Raw genomic sequence first — 17,221 nt, forward strand, 5'->3', positions numbered from 1 at the left:
GGAGTCTCTCCCGGCTCTACAGATCGGCGGGGGCGGCCAGCCGGCCGACCACGGCGGTGGCCGCGGCGACCTGGGGCGAGACCAGGTGCGTACGCCCGCCCTTGCCCTGCCGGCCCTCGAAGTTGCGGTTGGAGGTCGAGGCGGCGCGCTGGCCGGGGCTGAGGGTGTCGGGGTTCATGCCCAGGCACATGGAACAGCCCGCGAACCGCCACTCGGCGCCCGCCTCGGTGAAGACCTTGTCGAGCCCCTCGGCCTCGGCCGCCTCGCGCACCTTGTAGGAGCCCGGGACGATCATCATGCGGACGCCCTCGTGCACCTTGTGGCCCCGGATCACGTCGGCCGCGGCCCGCAGGTCCTCCAGCCGGCCGTTGGTGCAGGAGCCGACGAAGACCACATCGACCGGCACGTCCCTGAACGGGGTCCCCGGTGTGAGGTCCATGTATTCCAGAGCCCGGCGGGCGGCGCCGCGGTCGGTCTCCTCGATGAACTCCTCGGGGTCGGGCACCACGCTGTCGAGCGGCGCACCCTGGCCCGGGTTGGTGCCCCAGGTGATGAAGGGACTGATCGCGGCGGCGTCGACGACGATTTCAGTGTCGTACTCGGCGCCCTCGTCGGTCACGAGCGTCTTCCAGTACGCCACGGCGGCGTCCCACTGCTCACCCTGGGGCGCGTGCTCGCGGCCCTTCAGGTAGTCGAACGTGGTCTCGTCCGGCGCGATCATGCCGGCCTTGGCACCCCACTCGATGCTCATGTTGCAGATGGTCATCCGGCCCTCCATGGAGAGCTTGCGGATGGCCTCGCCGCGGTATTCGACGATGTGGCCGTTGCCGCCACCGGTGCCGGTCTGGGTGATGAGCGCGAGGATCAGGTCTTTGGCGCTCACACCGGGACGCAGCTCACCGACCACGGTGACCGCCATCGTCTTCGGCTTCGACTGCGGCAGCGTCTGGGTGGCCAGCACGTGCTCGACCTCGCTGGTGCCGATGCCGAAGGCCAGGGCCCCGAACGCGCCGTGGGTCGCGGTGTGCGAGTCACCACAGACGATCGTCATGCCCGGCTGGGTCAGGCCCAGCTGGGGGCCGATGACGTGGACGATGCCCTGGTTGACGTCGCCCAGCGGGCGGATCTGGACACCGAACTCGGCACAGTTCTTGCGCAAGGTCTCGATCTGCGTGCGCGACGTGGTGTCGGCGATCGTGAGCAGCTCGCCGCGCCGGGTGTTGAACGCCGGGTCGGCATAGCCGGTCGGCGTGTTGTGGTCCTCGGTCGCGAGCGTGAGATCGGTGCGGCGTACGCCGCGGCCGGCCAGGCGCAGTCCGTCGAAGGCCTGCGGGCTGGTCACCTCGTGCAGCAGGTGCAGGTCGATGTAGAGCAGATCAGGCTCACCCTCGGCGGCACGCACGACGTGGTCGTCCCAGACCTTTTCGGCCAGGGTCCTCGGAGTGACTCCCACCATCTGGACATCCTAAATTCTGGGAGGTATGTTTCGGCTTGTGGGACACAGTATGAGCGGTGTCGGCGTTCTCGACAAGGCGGTCGTCATCCTGGCGGCCTGTGTCGACGGCGCCAGCCTGGCCGAACTCGTCGACCGTACGAAGCTGCCCCGGGCTACTGCACATCGCCTGGCCCAGGCCTTGGAGATCCACCGGATGCTGGTTCGCGACACCCAGGGACGGTGGCGCCCCGGCCCCCGTCTGGGCGAGCTGGCCAACGCCGCGCCCGACGTGCTGCTGACCGCGGCCGAGCCCCTGCTTTCCGCATTGCGGGACGCGACCGGCGAAAGCGCACAGCTTTACCTGCGCCGCGCCGACGAGCGTATCTGTGTGGCCGCGGCCGAGCGGGCCAGCGGTCTGCGCGACACGGTTCCGGTCGGTTCGGTGCTGCCGATGGTGGCCGGTTCCGCCGCCCAGATCCTGCTCGCCTGGGAGCCGCCCGAGGCGGTCATGCCGCTGCTGCCCCGGTGCAAGTTCACCGGCCGCACGCTGGCCGAGGTACGCCGCCGCGGCTGGGCCCAGAGCGTCGCCGAGCGCGAGCCCGGTGTGGCGAGTGTCTCGGCCCCGATCCGCGACCGGACGGGCCGGGTGATCGCCGCCATCTCGATAAGCGGTCCGATAGAGCGTCTCGGCCGCCGCCCCGGCGAGCGTCACGCGATGGCCGTCGTCCGGGCCGGCCAGCGCCTCTCTGGCCTCTAACACTTGCACGAATAGCCGCTGCTCAACGCGCCCGCCGATCGATATGGTCGGCGGGTGCGGCTGTTCGGGCGCGATGCGGAGTGCGCCGCGCTGGACGCGATGGTGGCCGGCGCGCGTCACGGGCGCAGCTCTGCCCTGGTGGTGCGCGGCGAACCCGGCGTCGGCAAGACCGCCCTGCTGACGTACGCGATGACGCAAGCTCCCCGCGCCGCCCGCATCGGCGGGGTCGAGTCCGAGGCGACGTTTCCCTTCGCCGCGCTGCACCGGCTGTTGGTGCCGCTGTTGCCCGAGCGCGACCGTCTGCCGCCCGGCCAGCGCGCCGCCCTCGAGGTCGCCTGCGGGCTCGACGAAGGACCCCCGGCCGACCTCTATCTGGTCAGTCTGGCCGCCCTGACCCTGATCGCCGCCGTGCCCGGCGTCTATGTCGTCGACGACGCCCAGTGGCTCGACCAGGAATCGTTGCGGTCGCTGGCCTTCGTGGCCCGGCGCCTGCACGCCGAGGGGGTCGTGCTGCTCTTCGGCTGGCGTTCCACGGCCGCCTCGCCACCGGTCGGGGTTCCGCTGCGCGACCTGTCCGGGCTCTCTCCCGACGCCGCCACCGCCCTGCTGGCCGAGGTCGCCGACGGCCCGCTCGACCCGGGCCTGGCCGCCGAGATCGCCCACGCCACCGGCGGAAATCCCCTGGCCCTGACCGATCTCGGGCGAGAGCTGACCGGCGAGCAACTTCGCGGCACGAGCCCCTTGCCATCGCCCGTCCCGATCGGGGGGCGGCTCGAGGCGCACTACTCGGCCCAGGTGCGCGACTATCCGGCCGCCACCCGTGCCTGGTTGCTGGTGGCCGCGGCCGGCGACGGCGATCCCGAAGCACAGGTCGTCGCGGCCGCGGCGTCGCTCGGCGCGGGGGTATTCGACGCCGCACCGGCCGAATCGGACCGGCTCGTGACCGGCGCTCCCCCGCTGACGTTCCGGCATCCGCTGATGCGCTCGGCCGTCTACGGCGACGCGACACCTGTCGAGCGCCGCGCGGCGCACGCCGCCCTGGCCGCGGCGACCGGCCGACCCGAGGACGCGGACCGTCGCGCGTGGCACCTCGCGGCCGCGGCGGCCGGACCCGACGAGGCGACCGCGGCCGAGCTGGAACGCAGCGCCGATCGGGCCGGGGCACGCGGCGGGCACGCGGCGCGAGCCACCTTTCTGGCCCGGGCCGCCGAGCTGACCGCCGATCCCGGGCGCAAGGCCCGGCGCCGCACCGGGGCGGCCGAGGCGGCCCTGCTGGCCGGGGCGCCGCTCCGCGCCCTGAGCATGCTGGACGACGTCGTGCCCGAGATGCTCGACGACCGGCACCGGGGCACGGCCCTGCTGGTTCGGGCCAACGCGGCGACGACCGCCGGGGTGCTGCAGGCCAACCGGCACGCGTCGGCGATCTGTCTGACCGCGGCCGAGGCCTTCGGCGACGCCTGTCCGGCCCGGGCCCAGTCGGCCATCCTCTTCGCGATCGAGCACGAGGTCGCGGTCGAAGACCTCATCATGGACACCACGGCGGGCGAGATCGCGGCGGCGGCCCGGAAGACGGCCGGCGACGGGCCCGCGGCCGCTCTGCTGGCGGCCTATGCGTCGGTGACGGAGAACGGTCCGGTGGTGGCGGCGCCGGTGCTGCGCCGGGCGGTCGACGCGATGACCGACCTCACCCTGCCCGACGCCGACCTGCTGCGGCACGTCGTGGTCGCCGTCTACGTCAGCACCCTGGCCTGGGACGATCGCAGCCGCCGCCTGATCCTCGAACGGGCCGAGGCCGCCGCCCACCGCACCGGAGCACTGCAGGCCCTCGACCTGGTGCATTTCATGGCGGTGATGAGCGACACCTCGCTGGGCCGTCTCACCGAGGCCGACCGCCACGACATCGCCGGCCGCCGCCTGCGCCGGGCGATCGGCATCACCGCCGAGCGCGAGCCGGTGTGGCGGCACCCGGAACTGACCGCCTGGCGCATCGGGCCGGACGGCGACGAATCGCTGCGGGCCATGCCGTCCGCCTTCGAGGCGCTCGGGCTCGGCTCGATGCGGTCGCTGACGTCGCAGAGCCTGGCCATCCACGACATCGCGTCGGGCCGGTACGCGAGCGCGCGCGACCGCCTGCTGCCGCTGTCGTCCGAGGGACGCTATGCCCGGGTGCTGCCCGACCTCGTCGAATGCGCGCTGCGGGCCGGTGACCGGGCGACCGCGACGAGGGCCCACGCCGAGCTGTCCCGGGCCGCCGGTGCGGCCAGCACCGACTGGGCGATCGGGTTGCTGCACCGGTCGGGCGCGCTGCTGGCCGGGGGCGATTCGCTCTTCCGGCGGGCGATCGAACGGCTCGACGTCACGCTGGCCCGCGGCGACGCGGCGCGGGCCCGGCTCCTCTACGGCGAATGGCTGCGGCGACGACGGCGACGACGCGAGGCCCGCGAGCAGCTCGGGGCGGCGCTGGAGATCTTCGAGGCGGAACGGGCGTGCGCCTTCGCCCACCGGGCCGGGCGGGAACTGGACGCGCTGGGCGGGAGCGTGCGGAACCCCGTACGGGAGAACGAAACGGCTCTGACCCCGCAGGAGGCCGCCGTGGCCCGCCTGGCCCGGGACGGGGGAACCAACGCCGAGATCGCGGCCCACCTCTATCTGAGTGCCAGCACCGTCGATTACCACCTGCGCAAGGTCTATCGGAAGCTGGGCGTGCGGTCGCGACGGGAGTTGCGCGAGAGTTTGCACGACTGACTACGCGCAACACGGGATTCGCCGCTGGGTGCGCTCCCACGACGATCGGGGGATGAAGCCCATCGTTCTCGTCCACGGATTCTGGGTCACGCCACGCAGCTGGGAAAGCTGGATCACCCACTACGAGGCCAAGGGACATCAGGTGATCGCGCCGGGCTATCCCGGCTTCGAGGTCGAGGTGGAGGCGCTCAACGCCGACCCGACCCCGATCATGAACCTCACCGTGCCGGCCATCATCGAGAAGTACGAGGCGGCGATCCGCGCCCTGCCCGAACCGCCGATCATCATCGGGCACTCGGCCGGCGGCGCGTTCACCCAGATCCTCATCGATCACGGGTACGGCTCCGCGGCGGTAGCGCTCAACTCGGCGCCCACCGAAGGCGTACGGGTCGTGCCGCTCTCGCAGCTCAAGTCGACGTTCCCGGTGCTCAAGAGCCCCGCCAACCGGCACAAGGCGGTGCCGCTGTCGTTCGACGAATGGAAGTACGCCTTCACGAACACGTTCACCGACGAGGAGTCGCGTTTCCTGTACGAGCGTTACGCGATCCCGGCCAGCGGCGGCATTCTCTGGGGCGGGGTACTGGCCAACTTCCAGCCCGGCCACCAGGACACGTGGGTCGACTATCACAACGACAACCGCGCGCCGCTGCTGTTCGTCTCGGGGTCCGAGGACCACATCATGCCGCCCGCCATCCAGGAGTCGAACGCCAAGCACTACAAGTCGAACACCATCACCGAACGCCGCGAGTACGAGGGCTACGCCCACCTGCTGCCCGCCCAGAAGGGCTGGGAACAGATCGCCGACGAGGTGCTCGACTGGGCGCTGACGAACGCCAAATGAAGATCACGCACATCGGCGGGCCGACCACGCTGCTGGAGATCGAGGGCGTAAGGCTGCTGGTCGACCCGACCTTCGACCCTCCTGGCCGGCGCTACTCGTTCGGCTGGGGAACGTCGTCGGTCAAGACGGCCGGCCCGGCCATCGCGGTCGAGGACCTGGGCCGCCTGGACGGCATCCTGCTCAGCCACGACCAGCACGCCGACAACCTGGACGACGCCGGCCGGGCCCTGCTGCCGTCAGCGCCGATCGTGGTGAGCACGGTGAAGGCCGGGAAGCGTCTCGGCGTGACCGGCCTGGCCCCGTGGCGGACCGTGACGATCCAGGGCATCGAGGTCACCGCGACCCCGTCCCGGCACGGTCCGGCGTGGAGCGTCCCGATCGTCGGCCCGACGACCGGCTTCGCGCTGCGCCCCCGCAACTCGGAGACCGTGGTGTGGATCTCAGGTGACACGGTCATCTTCCCCGAGTTGTTGGAGGTCGGCGACCGTTTCGACGTGGACACGGCGATCCTGCACCTCGGCAAGGTGCAGTTCGGCCTGACCGGCCCCGCCCGTTTCACGATGACCGGCCGCGACGCCGCCGAACTCTGCCGGCGCATCAGACCCCGCCAGATCGTGCCCGTCCACTACGAGGGCTGGTCGCACTTCCACGAGGGCCGCGCCCAGATCGAAGCGGCTTTCCCTCAGGGCAGGCTGACGTGGCTAGTACCGGGGGTCCAGACCGCATTGTCGTGACCGAACAGCACCTGCTTCGGGTCGAACGCGAGCACCCGGTCAAGCCAGCCCCGCTGCTCCCCCACCCCCGCATGCCGCCCAAGCACGTCGCCAGGCCCAGGGCTGAAGCCGGAACACAGCTCCACGGCCGCCGGCTGAAGCCAGGGCCGGGGAGCTGGACCTGGAGCCGGAGGGCCCGGGCCGGACGGCTCGGGTCGGACGGCTCGGGTCGGACGGCTCGGGCCGGAGGGCTCGGGGTCGGACGGCCGGGGTCGGAGGCCAGGGCCCGGACGGCTGGGGTTAGCGCCAAGGCGCCGGGCACACCAGACCTGTCAGCGAAGGCAGACAACGCCAAGCTCAACCAACGGCCTTTCGATGGCCGCAGGCCGAGTGCTCTAACCGCAACCCCCCACAAAGCCCTCAACGGACGCAACGTGGGGGTCTGGGGGCTCGGCCCCCAGGTGAGAATGCGAAATGACCCCGTTCGCGCTTTCCGCGAACGGGGTCAACCCGAATGTAGCCCCGAAGGGATTCGAACCCTCGCTACCGCCTTGAGAGGGCGGCGTCCTAGGCCGCTAGACGACGGGGCCAGGACTTGCTGTACTGCTGTTTTGCATCCGCTCTCGCGTTTGCGACGGGCCGAACTCTATCAGAAGTCCAGCGCCGCCCCTCTGCGGGAGTGGTTGCGCTGGGGTACCAGGACTCGAACCTAGACTAACTGAACCAGAATCAGTCGGGCTGCCAATTACCCCATACCCCATTGACCCGGCCTTTTGGCTTCGTTTCCGTTGCCGCGTTGCCGTGCCGAGAAGAAACTCTACCCGACGCCCATGGGCCGACCAAATCGGGTTGGGTCATCGGAAGAGGTTCGCGTGGTGGCGGGCCCATTCCTCGTACGTCGTGGCGGGCCGTTCGAGCAGGTCAGCGACGGTGGTGATGGCTTGCTGGGGGTGGTCGACGAGCATCGCTTGGCCTTCGAGGTACCACTGGGCGTACTCCCCCATGACGAGACTCAACTGCTGGACGGCCTCGTCGGGGGCGAGCTCGATGTAGCGCAATTCTCGTCCGAGGGCGCGGCCGATCGTCTCGACTCTTTCGCGCCTGGTCAGCGTTTCGGGGCCGGTCAGCTCGTATGACTTGCCCTCGTGCCCCCGCGAAACGATCACTCGTGCCGCCACGGCCGCGATGTCTTCCTGGGCGATGGGTGCGTTGGCGGAGTCGGCGTGGCCGTCGCGCACCTCGTCACCGGCCCGGATCTGGTCGGCCCAGATGGTCGCGTTGTCCATGAATTCGCCGGGTTCAAGGTGCGTGTACGGCACTCCGCAGGCTTCGACCGCGTCTTCGATCGCCTGCCAGTGGTCGCCTTTCGCGCCGGCCAGGTCGACGATGCGGCCCACTCCTGCCGCTGCGGCGAGGCGGCAGGCTTCGTGGGCGGTCGGGATGTGCGGTGCGAGGTACATCACATCGACCCCTTTCAGGGCCGGCGCCAACGTCGAGGGCCGCCCGACGAAGCCTTGCACCACTTCGACGCCGACCGGCAGAGCAGCCTTCGCCGGGTCGACGGTCAGCGCCCGCACATCGGATGTGCCGATAGCCAGGAGCTCGTCCACAACCAGGCGACCCACGTTGCCGGTCGCCCCGGTGACCAGGATCTTCATTACCGTACCCCCTAAGGAAACTACTTCCCGTAGGGTATACGGAATCATGCCGGAATTCAGCCCACGGATTTTGCCGCTGCTCTGGCGGCGCTCGGTCCCGGCCCGCAAGGCGGTCGGCCGCCCACCCCGGCTCAGCGTCGACGTGGTGGTGGCCACGGCGATCCGCCTGGCCGACGCCGAAGGCCTGGAGGCCGCCTCGATGGCCCGCGTCGCCGCCGAGCTGTCGGTGGCCACGATGAGCCTCTACACGTACGTGCCGTCCCGCCCCGAGCTGGTCGATCTGATGGTCGACGAGGTGCTGTGGGCCCGCGCTTTGCAGAGCGACGGCGACTTCCGCGAGCGGGTGACGCTCTACGCCGACCGCACGTTCGCGATGTACCGGGCCCATCCCTGGCTGGCCGAGGTCTCGCGGGTGCGTCCGCCGGTCGGGCCGGGCATGCTCGCCGAGCAGGAGTTCATGCTCGCCGCCGTCGCGACCCTGGGCCTGCCCGTCGACCGGCTCAACCGGCCGGCGACGGCGATCGCGTCCTGGGTCACCGGGGCCGCCCACCACGAGGCCGAGGCCGCGCTCCTACGGCGTACGACCGGTCTGAGCACTGACGAGTGGTGGCAGCAGCGTGGCGAGCTGTGGGAGGACTGGTTCGACGTCGAGGCGCACCCGACGATGACCGCGATCTGGAACGCCGGGGCCTTCGACAGGGGCGCCGACGAGCAGGCCCAGGACGCATTTGCGTACGGCCTGGGCCTGCTCTTGGAAGGAATCGAGAGGTCGGCGTCAGTCGAGCGAGACGACCGGGTTTCGTAGCTCGCCGATGCCCTGGATGCTGATCGAGACGGTGTCGCCGGTGGTGATCTGGCTGACCCCGGCCGGGGTGCCGGTCAGGATGATGTCGCCGGGCAGCAGCGTCATGACGTGCGACACGTACGACACCAGGGTCGGCACGTCGAAGACCATGTCTTTCGTGCGGCCGAGCTGCACGGTTTCCAGGGCCTCGGGGTTGCGGCCGACCTCGGCACGGATCTCGATGTCGCTGACGTCGAGGCCGGTGACGATCCACGGGCCGATCGGGCAGAACGAGTCGAAGCCCTTGGCGCGCGTCCATTGCGGGTCGCTGCGCTGCAGGTCGCGGGCGGTGACGTCATTGCCGATGGTGTAGCCGAAGATCGCCTTCTCGGCACCGGCGCGGTCGAGGCGGCGGGCGCCGGTGGCCCCGATCACCACGGCGAGTTCGCCCTCCTCCTCGACGCGCTGGGACTGCGGGGGCAGCCGGATCGCGTCGTTCGGGCCGATCACCGAGGTGGACGGCTTGATGAAGATCAGCGGTTCCTTGGGCACCTCGTTGCCGAATTCGGCGGCGTGGTCGGCGTAGTTGCGGCCGACCCCGATGACCTTGCTGGAGAAGATCGGGGCGAGCAGGCGTACGTCGGCCAGGGCCCACCGCTGACCGGTGAACCGGACCTCTTCGAACGGCAGCGAGCTGATCTCGGCGACGGTCAGGCCCGACGCGTCACCCTCGACGACGCCGAAGGAAACCCCTCCGGCATGAACAAAACGGGCGAATCGCACGGCTTAATCCCCTTTGTACGGCAGGCGGCTCTCACCTGAAAATCTACGCCGGGCGTTCGCCGACCGCCGTCGCTCCCAATCGGGGGAAAGGATCGAGCGAGAAGATCACTTCGACCGGGACCTCGAAATAGCGGCTGAGCCGCAGGGCGAGGTGCAGGCTGGGGCTGAACTCGCCGCGCTCCAGGTAGCCCACCGTCTGGTAGTGCACGCCCAGGGCGTCGGCGAGTTGCCGCCGCGTGATGCCGCGCTCCGCGCGCAGCATCGCGATGCGGTTGAAGGTGACCTCACTGCTCACTAGCGGACCATACTGTTCATCGCCCGCTCACGCCGCGCCGCCACCGCCGAGCCGGATTCGCGCCGCGCCATGCGGCGGAGCAGCACCGGAGCCAGCGCCAGGCCGGCCACCGCCCAGACCGCGAGCACGCCGAGCGTCTCGAGATGGCGCCAGGAGTCGCCCAGCTCGACCGCCGCGAACGCGTCGGGCAGGAACGCCGATCGCATGCCGAGCCCGAGCCAGTAGATCGGAAATATCTGTGCGATCCCCTGCAGCCAGCCCGGCATCGCGGCGATCGGGTAGAAGATGCCGGAGATCGCGACGAGCCCGAACAACGGCAGCATGACCAGGCCGAAGCTGCGCGGGTTGTCGAAGAACGAGCCGATCGCCGCGCCGATCGGCACGGTCGCCACCACCGCGAGCGGCAGCAGCCAGATCAGGGTCATGACGCCGCCGAGATCGACCTGCAGCCCGTCGACCAGGAACACGCCCGGCACGAGCACGACCAGCACCGAGGCGAGCGTCATGCCACCGACGGCGACCACCTTCCCGATCAGGTAGCCGTTCATGCCGTTCGGCGTGGCCTTCGCCCGCAGCAGCGTGCCGTCCTCACGGTCGACGATCAGATATTGAGCGATGGTGATCAGGCCCCCGAAGGCCACCAGCATGCCGATCGAGCTGGGCAGGGTGCTCGCGCCGAGGGAGAAGTTCGTGCCCGGCACCCGGGCGTCGTCCATGAAGAAAAGCGTGATGAGCAGCCCGAATGACGGGAAGAAGTAGCCCCACAGGTCTTGGCCGTTGGTCAGGGTGTGACGGAACTCGATCAGCCCCCGGGCGATGCCGACCTTCAGCGTCTCGATCATTTCCGGCCGCCTTCGAAGTCGTGGACCAGTCGCATGTAGGTGTCTTCCAGGCTGTTGCGCCGCACCTCGAGATCGGTGACCGCGTCGCCGTACTGAACGAGGAGCTCGCGGAGGAAGGGCGTCGGGTTCTCGGCGGAGTGCACGAACCGCTGCCCCTCCCGTGTCCAGCGGATCTCGCTCTCGCCGGCCACCCGCCGCGACAGTTCGTCGGCCGAGCCGTCGGCGATGATCGTGCCGTTGGCCAGGATGAGGATGCGGTCGGCGAGTTTCTCGGCCTCGTCGAGGTCGTGGGTGGTGAGCAGGATCGTGGTGTCGTCCACATCGGTCAGCCGGTGGACCAGGTCATGGAACTCGCGCCGGGCCTCGGGGTCGAACCCGACCGTGGGCTCGTCGAGAAAGAGCAGGTCGGGACGGCCGACGATGCCGATCGCCACGTCGAGGCGGCGACGCTGGCCGCCCGAGAGGCGGGTCACCCTCGTACGGGCCGCGGCGGTCAGACCGACCACGTCGAGCAGGTCGTCGACCGGCCAGGGACGATCCCGGCCGGGACCGGCGTAGCGCCGGTAGTAGGCGCCGAGATGACCGAGCAGCTCACGGACCTGCCACTTGCCGTGGTCGCGCCACGACTGCAGCACCACCCCGACCCGGGCCCGCCAGGCCTCGCCGGCCGACGCCGGGTCGACCCCGAGCACGCTCACCTCGCCCGAGGACCGCATGCGGAAACCCTCGAGGATCTCGATCGTGGTCGTCTTGCCCGCGCCGTTGGGGCCCAGCAGGGCCAGCACCTCGCCCCGGCGCGCGGCGAAGCTCACACCGGTCAGGACATCCTTCGTCCCGTACCGCATCCGCAGGTCGCGGACATCAATGACTCGCTCGTCGGTCGGCACGACCGTGCCGCCTTCGAGCACCCCCGTCAACGCCATTCCTTCCATAGGCGACAAGCTATCGGATGATGTAGTAGGTGTACTACATACTTAAGTAGGTGTTCGTCATCCTTCAGTAGTCGGTGCCGATTGACCGAATTGGACGCATTTGCCGGTCCGGAACGCGACGCGGACCTCATTCGCACCTCACGGTGATCGTGTTGATCGCCTCGGCTGGATACGCTGAGGCCATGGGGATCAAGCAGGTGAGGGTGCTCACCACGACGCTGCCCTCGGTCACCTGGATTCCCCTTGCCCGAGCGCACGCCGAACGGGCCGACGAGATGACCGCGGGGCACCGCGCCCGTCGCGCCACCGGCGAGAAACACGCCATAGAGGATTTCCTCTACGACTACTACAGCACCCGGCCCGCCGTGCTGCGGCGCTGGCACCCCGGGGTCGGCGCCGGTCTCGCGCCCGCGCCCGACGGGCTGGCCGAGCAGTCGAGCTGGAAGTTCTACATGACCTACCCCGACGGCGTGGTCGCGCTCGACCAGGACGCGTTCCTGCACGCCCGCGGCGAGAGCGTGCGCTACATCCACGGTCTGCTCACGGCCACCGCGTCCCGCCCGGTCTTCTCCGGCTGCTTCGGCCTGCACGAGTGGGCGATGGTCTACCGCGACCCCGAGCACCGCCACCAGCTGCCGCTGCGCCTCGGCCAGGCCGAGACCGACCGGGTCGTCGAGCAACACCCGATCCGCTGCACCCACTTCGACGCGTTCCGCTTCTTCAGCCCCGAGGCGGTCGGGCTCAACCGGCTCCAGCCCACCCGCGCGACCCAGGTCGACCTCGACCAGCCCGGCTGCCTGCACGCCGCGATGGACGTGCACAAGTGGGCCACCAAGCTGGGCGCCGCGGTTCCGGGCGCGCTGGCCCTCGACTGCTTCGCGCTGGCCATCGACATCCGCCTGCTCGACATGCAGGCCAGCCCCTACGACCTCAGCTCCTACGGCCACCCCCCGGTCAAAATCGAAACAGCCGAGGGCAAAGCCGAGTACGTGGCCCGTCAGCGCGAGTTCGCCCGCCGAGCGGCCGGTCTGCGGGCCCGGCTGATCCGCGTCTGCGAAGAACTGCTCGGCCCCGAACACGCGGCCCGCAACCGCGAGGCCGTCGCCCCGTTCAACCGCCGCTGACGACCCGCGTCACCTTCGCGGCGGCCGGGCGCAGGAACTCCTCCAGTGTGCGCCGGCCGTTCGCACCGTCATGCTCGCGCAGCGCCTCGGGTGTGCCGAGCGGGCGCACCCGGAAGGAACGGGCGGCGCGGGCCATCCGCAACGCCGAACGCACGTCCCAGTCGCCGCTGCGGTCGGCGACCGCCCGGCGCAGCACCCGCCAGACGGTGACAGCTGCGGGCACGTCCAGCCAGACGATCCGATCGGCGGCGTCGCGCAGCGGGGTTGTCCAACCGGCGTAAAGGCCGTCGGCCACCCAGCCGTCGGTTTCGGCCAGCCACTCGGCCCGCTCCCGTCGCCGATGGTCGGCAACCCGTTCCCACTGCCAGAACGGAGCATCCGGGGCGTCGGGCGGCGGCTCGTAGGCGATCCGGTCGAGCTCCTGGTGGAGCACACCGAGGTCGGCGGCGAGCTTCCGGGCGTACGTCGTCTTGCCGCTGCCCGGACCCCCGACGACAAGAACGCGGCGCATGTCAGCGACTCTGCGCCGCGAGGAAGCCGAGCACAAGACGCGCGGTCTCGGCCGGCGCGTCGAGGTGCACGTCATGCCCGGCGCCGGGGACGACCACGCTGTGCTCGGCGTTCATCCGGGCAACCTCGGCGGACGGGACCGAGCCGTGCTCACCGAGGATCAGCAGCGTGGGGACGGTCAGGCCGCGCCACACGTCCCAGCGGGCTCGGGCGGCGACCCCGGTGATCGCGGCCTTCAACACGTCGGGGTCGAAACGGGGCCAGAGGCCGTCGTCACGCTCTTCCAGATCGGCGATCCAGGCGTCGGCGATTGGGCGGTCACCGAGGAAGGAACGAGCGGCCTCGACGTCGGCGAAGGGAACCGCCCAGGAGGCGAAAAAGGCGCGCAACCGCTCGGGATAGTCGTCGGTCGAGCCGCCCACTCCTCCTTCGATCATCACGAGACCCCGTACGCCGGTTTCGGCCGCGGTCAGCATCGCGGTGTGCGCGCCCATCGATTGACCCACGAGCCAGGCGGGCTCGTCGAGGAGCTCGAGCACATCGGCCACATAGGCCTCACGCGACACGTCGGCGGGCCGGCGGGTGTTGTGGCCCTGGCCGCGCTGATCAGGCACAACGACCCGATAACCGCCTTCGACGAGCGCGGATGCCAGCGGCGCCATCTCGGCGGCGCTGCCGGCCAGCCCGTGCAGAATCACCACCAGCGGTCCGGTGCCGCCGGCCAGCAGAGCGGGGTTGATGCGGACGAGTGCACCCATCCGCGCATGGTCACATCGGGAGTCCTGACCGTCGAGCCCTTTCCCATCGCGGCGTCCGAAGCATCAGGCGACGAAGAACCCGTCCTCCAGATAGGCCACGCTGCCCTCGGCCCGAGCCCCGACCGCCGCGGTGATCCGGCGGGCCAGCAACTCCGGCAGTCGGTCGGCGGCCTCCTGTGCGGTGCACCAGGCCCAACCGCGAAGCTCATCCGCCGGCACCCGAATCTGCGCCGCCTGCTCCGAAGTGAGAACCCCGCCGTCGAACACCATCATCAAACCCTCGGTCCGACCCCGGCCGCGGCGGCACCCAGTCGGTCACGAGCAGCCGACCGGGCTGCACCGCTATCCCTAGCTCCTCCTTGAGCTCACGAACAACCGTGGCGTACGGCGACTCGTCGGCCTCCACCGAACCGCCCGGGACTTCCCAGTAGTCCTTGTAGGTCGGCTCGTTGTGGCCGGGGTTTGAGGTTGACCACTGACCTCGACCGCTGCTGCCAAACCTGTGGCAGTTCGACGCGCGGGAGTGCCAAGATCCGGGGATGTCGACAGATCCTCCCTGGTCCATTGGTAGCTGGGTCGATGTGGTTGAGCGGCCGGAGATTGTCGATGAAGTGCTTGATCGGGACGACCAATACGCGGGGATCGCTCTGCTCGCACTGGTGCTGAACCATGAGGATCCGGACGTCGTCCTGCCGAGGGTCAAGCGTGCGATGGTGTCGCGGAACCCGCAGACTCGTGCGAACGCCCTGCAGTCGTTGGGTCACCACGCCCGCTTGCACGGGTTTGTCGATGCCGAGGCGATCGGTCGGTTGCGTCAGACCCTGCGCGATAGGACGGTGCTGGGTGGGTTCGAAATACGGGGATACGCAGCAACGGCTGCCAGCGATGTCGGAATGTTCGTAAAGCGGGGCGCGCTGCCCCGATGGTTTCGGCGGCGGTTCAGTGGACCATGACGGCGAGTGCGAGGATGACTTGGACGGCGCGCTGGCATGCTGCGATCGTGAGTCTCAACCGATCTGAATGCGAGGGCCTGTCGACGGCGGGTGAAATCACGTTCTTGCAAGATCTTCATGCAGGGGTGAGCAGGAGTCCGGAAAGCCTCTCAGGTGGCCCGGCCCAAGGTCACGGTGCGGGTTCCGGGTGCGAAGTCACCGAAGGACTGTTGCCAGGACTCACCGGGCCAGTAGTACGTCACACGGCCCTCGACGGGCCGGTAGTGGGCGGTGTAGAGCGTTCTCGACCCCTGCTCGTCGACGGATCGATACAGCGGCGGCTTGAGCATTGCCGCCACGTCCGCGCCCGCTGCGCGGATGGCTCGCAGCCGCTCGTGCGTCCGCAAGGCCCGCTCCTGCTCGTCAGTCACCGGAAGGTGCTGGTGATTGGCGGCGCAGGCGTCCGGTGCCACCATCGGCGACATATCCGGCCCCACGAACACCGTCATCGCTTTCTTGGGATCGACAAGGGTGAGGTTCTGGGGGACGGCGACCGGCAGGGACCGCAGCCTGTCGACCGCCTCATCGACGGTGTCGCACGTCTCCAGCAGGTAGCGCACGAGAATGAGAATGGCGAAGCCGCGTCCGTAGGCGGAACGCCCACCCCAGGTGAGCGAGACCGCGAGACCGGCGTCGTTCATCCCGTCCAGCAAGCCCCACAACATGTCCTGCATCCCGATCACGGGGCGCAGGAAGCAGGAGGAGACGATGGTCCCTTCGCACTGATCGGGCCGTAGGTCATAGTTGCGCAGCAGAGTGCCGTTCTGGCCGATCTGGGTGCAGGCCGGGGAGAACGGCCGCAGTGCCGCGTGGGTGAGGAAGACTTCCGCCTCGGGCCGGTCGAGTTGACCGGCCAGGCGGTCCAGAACCGGGACCAGTTCTGGCATGTGCGCACGGAACAGCGCCCGAACACGATCCACGCCCTCCGGAGTCCGGCCCTCCTCGGTCAGCAGGCCCTGCATCTACTGCCACAGGCCCCGGGCGTGGGCGGCCCACCGACCGTCGCCGCCGTCGCCGACCTCGATCGCCCGGAAGGTCTTGTGCTGTTGCCGCACGCCTGCCACTCCCCTGTAAGAATCGGACGAGGTGAGGAAGACCTAGCTAAGTGCGCTGTCCTCATCCACGAATACGGCGCATTCCATCTCACCCCACGATCGCAAGGCGCGATCAAGAGTTCAGGACACCGCGTAGCCATTTTCGAGATAGGCGGTCGGTCCCTCGGCTCGCGCCCGGCAACTGGCGGCGGCTCGGCGTGCGAGCAACGGTGAGAGTCGTTGTTCCTGCTCGTGTGATGTTGACCAGGCCCAGCTGCGCAGTTCTTCGGGTGGCAGCTGAATGGCCGCGACCTGCTCGGGTGACAGCTGGCCACCGTCGAACACGATCATGAGGCCTTCGGTGCGGCCGGGGCGGGGTGGCACCCAGTCGATGGCGAGTAGCCGACCGGGCTCGACGGTCAGCCCGAGTTCTTCCTGGATCTCGCGGACGGCGGCGGCGCGGGGCGACTCGTCGGCTTCGGCGCTGCCGCCGGGCAGTTCCCAATAGGTTTTGGTGTAGGCGGGTTCGACGAGCAGGATCCGGTCGGTGTCGTCGAAGAACAGGACGGCTGCGGCCATGCGCTTGGCGGGCAGGCTGGCTGTGTAGTCGGCGACGGCCTGGTCTGTGTCGGCGGGGTCTGCGGTCATGGTTGTCCTCCGGGTCGTTCGTGGTGAGCGGTTCGTCGCGTCGCGGTAGTGATGTGGGTGACCTTGGTGGCCGCTTCCAGTTCGGCGCGTAGTTCGTGGTCGACGGTTCGCCGTCCTGGTTCGCCCTATGGTGCCGCCGCGTGCTGATGTCCCGGGCGGTGTCGGGAAAGTGCCGGCGCAGGGTGGTGTTGCTGAGGCCAAGGCGGAAGGCGAGCGTCAGGACGCTGGGGCGTCTGGCGGAAGCGGCGGCCTCGGCGATGACGACGTCCGACTGGACGACCGACGATCGAGTTCGGCGATCTCGGTGATCCAGGCGTCGATGTTGTCGGCGGCAGGACAGAGGTCGGCAGTCCGAGGGCGTAGGGATGGC

19 protein-coding genes and 2 tRNA genes are annotated in these 17,221 nt (G+C 69.7%); 7 read left to right on the top strand and 14 right to left on the bottom strand.

Translation table 11 applies throughout. The annotated features are described in order from the left end of the window. Positions 1 to 16: 16 nt before the first annotated feature. The gene (gene leuC / locus EER30_RS01175; protein ID WP_127497392.1) at positions 17 to 1,456 is read right to left on the bottom strand and encodes a 3-isopropylmalate dehydratase large subunit; all 1,440 of its coding nucleotides are present in this window, start codon (positions 1,454 to 1,456) and stop codon (positions 17 to 19) included. Positions 1,457 to 1,505: 49 nt separating this feature from the next. On the opposite strand from leuC, the gene EER30_RS01180 reads away from it, so the two are divergent. Genes EER30_RS01180 through EER30_RS01195 form a run of 4 tightly spaced genes read left to right on the top strand, consistent with a single transcriptional unit; the run spans position 1,506 to position 6,512 of the window. Continuing rightward, the gene (locus EER30_RS01180; RefSeq protein WP_127497394.1) at positions 1,506 to 2,192 is read left to right on the top strand and encodes an IclR family transcriptional regulator; all 687 of its coding nucleotides are present in this window, start codon (positions 1,506 to 1,508) and stop codon (positions 2,190 to 2,192) included. Positions 2,193 to 2,246: 54 nt separating this feature from the next. Further along, a complete protein-coding gene (locus tag EER30_RS01185) occupies positions 2,247 to 4,937 on the top strand; it encodes an AAA family ATPase (protein WP_240669699.1) in 2,691 nt (896 codons plus the stop codon). 52 nt (positions 4,938 to 4,989) lie between these two features. Beyond that, entirely contained in the window at positions 4,990 to 5,778 is a 789-nt protein-coding gene (locus EER30_RS01190) for an alpha/beta hydrolase (RefSeq protein ID WP_127497396.1), read from the top strand. Further along, positions 5,775 to 6,512, top strand: coding sequence for an MBL fold metallo-hydrolase (locus EER30_RS01195; RefSeq protein WP_127497398.1), 738 nt, complete (start codon positions 5,775 to 5,777; stop codon positions 6,510 to 6,512). The genes EER30_RS01190 and EER30_RS01195 overlap by 4 nt, the downstream gene beginning before the upstream one ends. Positions 6,513 to 7,008: 496 nt before the next feature. Here EER30_RS01195 and EER30_RS01205 read toward each other — a convergent pair. From EER30_RS01205 to EER30_RS01215, 3 genes are all read right to left on the bottom strand, one after another. Then, positions 7,009 to 7,081, bottom strand: a tRNA-Glu gene (locus EER30_RS01205). A 98-nt stretch (positions 7,082 to 7,179) separates the two neighbouring features. Beyond that, positions 7,180 to 7,251, bottom strand: a tRNA-Gln gene (locus EER30_RS01210). Between the two features lie 94 nt (positions 7,252 to 7,345). Further along, the gene (locus EER30_RS01215; RefSeq protein ID WP_127497400.1) at positions 7,346 to 8,149 is read right to left on the bottom strand and encodes an SDR family oxidoreductase; all 804 of its coding nucleotides are present in this window, start codon (positions 8,147 to 8,149) and stop codon (positions 7,346 to 7,348) included. Between the two features lie 46 nt (positions 8,150 to 8,195). Here EER30_RS01215 and EER30_RS01220 point away from each other — a divergent pair, with 46 nt between their 5' ends. Beyond that, on the top strand, positions 8,196 to 8,954 hold the full coding sequence (locus EER30_RS01220) for a TetR/AcrR family transcriptional regulator (protein ID WP_127497402.1): 759 nt from the start codon (positions 8,196 to 8,198) through the stop codon (positions 8,952 to 8,954). On the opposite strand, the gene EER30_RS01225 is transcribed toward EER30_RS01220, so the two are convergent. The 4 genes from EER30_RS01225 to EER30_RS01240 are packed head-to-tail and all read right to left on the bottom strand — an operon-like array spanning position 8,925 to position 11,776. Continuing rightward, positions 8,925 to 9,716 carry a fumarylacetoacetate hydrolase family protein gene (locus EER30_RS01225; RefSeq protein WP_127497404.1) on the bottom strand — a complete coding sequence of 264 codons (792 nt, stop codon included), beginning with the start codon at positions 9,714 to 9,716 and terminating at the stop codon, positions 8,925 to 8,927. The genes EER30_RS01220 and EER30_RS01225 overlap by 30 nt on opposite strands. 43 nt (positions 9,717 to 9,759) lie before the next feature. Continuing rightward, a complete protein-coding gene (locus EER30_RS01230; RefSeq protein WP_127499246.1) occupies positions 9,760 to 9,978 on the bottom strand; it encodes a helix-turn-helix transcriptional regulator in 219 nt (72 codons plus the stop codon). A 32-nt stretch (positions 9,979 to 10,010) separates the two neighbouring features. Beyond that, positions 10,011 to 10,853, bottom strand: coding sequence for an ABC transporter permease (locus tag EER30_RS01235; protein WP_127497406.1), 843 nt, complete (start codon positions 10,851 to 10,853; stop codon positions 10,011 to 10,013). Next, positions 10,850 to 11,776, bottom strand: a complete 927-nt coding sequence (locus EER30_RS01240; protein ID WP_127499248.1) for an ABC transporter ATP-binding protein — start codon at positions 11,774 to 11,776, stop codon at positions 10,850 to 10,852. The genes EER30_RS01235 and EER30_RS01240 overlap by 4 nt, the downstream gene beginning before the upstream one ends. Before the next feature lie 191 nt (positions 11,777 to 11,967). On the opposite strand from EER30_RS01240, the gene EER30_RS01245 reads away from it, so the two are divergent. Further along, positions 11,968 to 12,909, top strand: coding sequence for a 3-methyladenine DNA glycosylase (locus EER30_RS01245; protein WP_127497408.1), 942 nt, complete (start codon positions 11,968 to 11,970; stop codon positions 12,907 to 12,909). Here EER30_RS01245 and EER30_RS01250 read toward each other — a convergent pair. From EER30_RS01250 to EER30_RS01260, 4 genes are all read right to left on the bottom strand, one after another. Then, on the bottom strand, positions 12,896 to 13,420 hold the full coding sequence (locus tag EER30_RS01250) for a P-loop NTPase family protein (protein WP_127497410.1): 525 nt from the start codon (positions 13,418 to 13,420) through the stop codon (positions 12,896 to 12,898). The genes EER30_RS01245 and EER30_RS01250 overlap by 14 nt on opposite strands. A 1-nt stretch (position 13,421) precedes the next feature. Continuing rightward, on the bottom strand, positions 13,422 to 14,177 hold the full coding sequence (locus EER30_RS01255; RefSeq protein WP_127497412.1) for an alpha/beta fold hydrolase: 756 nt from the start codon (positions 14,175 to 14,177) through the stop codon (positions 13,422 to 13,424). 63 nt (positions 14,178 to 14,240) lie between these two features. After that, positions 14,241 to 14,450, bottom strand: a complete 210-nt coding sequence (locus EER30_RS48350; protein WP_240669864.1) for an NUDIX hydrolase — start codon at positions 14,448 to 14,450, stop codon at positions 14,241 to 14,243. After that, the gene (locus tag EER30_RS01260) at positions 14,383 to 14,742 is read right to left on the bottom strand and encodes an NUDIX domain-containing protein (protein WP_240669700.1); all 360 of its coding nucleotides are present in this window, start codon (positions 14,740 to 14,742) and stop codon (positions 14,383 to 14,385) included. The genes EER30_RS48350 and EER30_RS01260 overlap by 68 nt, the downstream gene beginning before the upstream one ends. On the opposite strand from EER30_RS01260, the gene EER30_RS01265 reads away from it, so the two are divergent. Next, complete coding sequence (locus tag EER30_RS01265; protein WP_127497414.1) at positions 14,717 to 15,130, top strand: hypothetical protein; 414 nt, start codon at positions 14,717 to 14,719, stop codon at positions 15,128 to 15,130. The genes EER30_RS01260 and EER30_RS01265 overlap by 26 nt on opposite strands. Positions 15,131 to 15,279: 149 nt before the next feature. Here the strand turns inward: EER30_RS01265 and EER30_RS01270 are convergent, their stop codons facing one another. Together EER30_RS01270 and EER30_RS01275 are read right to left on the bottom strand one after the other, a co-directional pair. Continuing rightward, positions 15,280 to 16,131, bottom strand: coding sequence for a C45 family autoproteolytic acyltransferase/hydrolase (locus EER30_RS01270; RefSeq protein ID WP_205650084.1), 852 nt, complete (start codon positions 16,129 to 16,131; stop codon positions 15,280 to 15,282). 213 nt (positions 16,132 to 16,344) lie between these two features. Then, a complete protein-coding gene (locus EER30_RS01275) occupies positions 16,345 to 16,851 on the bottom strand; it encodes an NUDIX domain-containing protein (protein WP_127497416.1) in 507 nt (168 codons plus the stop codon). Positions 16,852 to 17,221: the final 370 nt, after the last annotated feature.

Source organism: Actinoplanes solisilvae (assembly GCF_003999975.1).
In the GTDB taxonomy this organism is placed as follows: Bacteria; Actinomycetota; Actinomycetes; order Mycobacteriales; family Micromonosporaceae; genus Actinoplanes; species Actinoplanes solisilvae.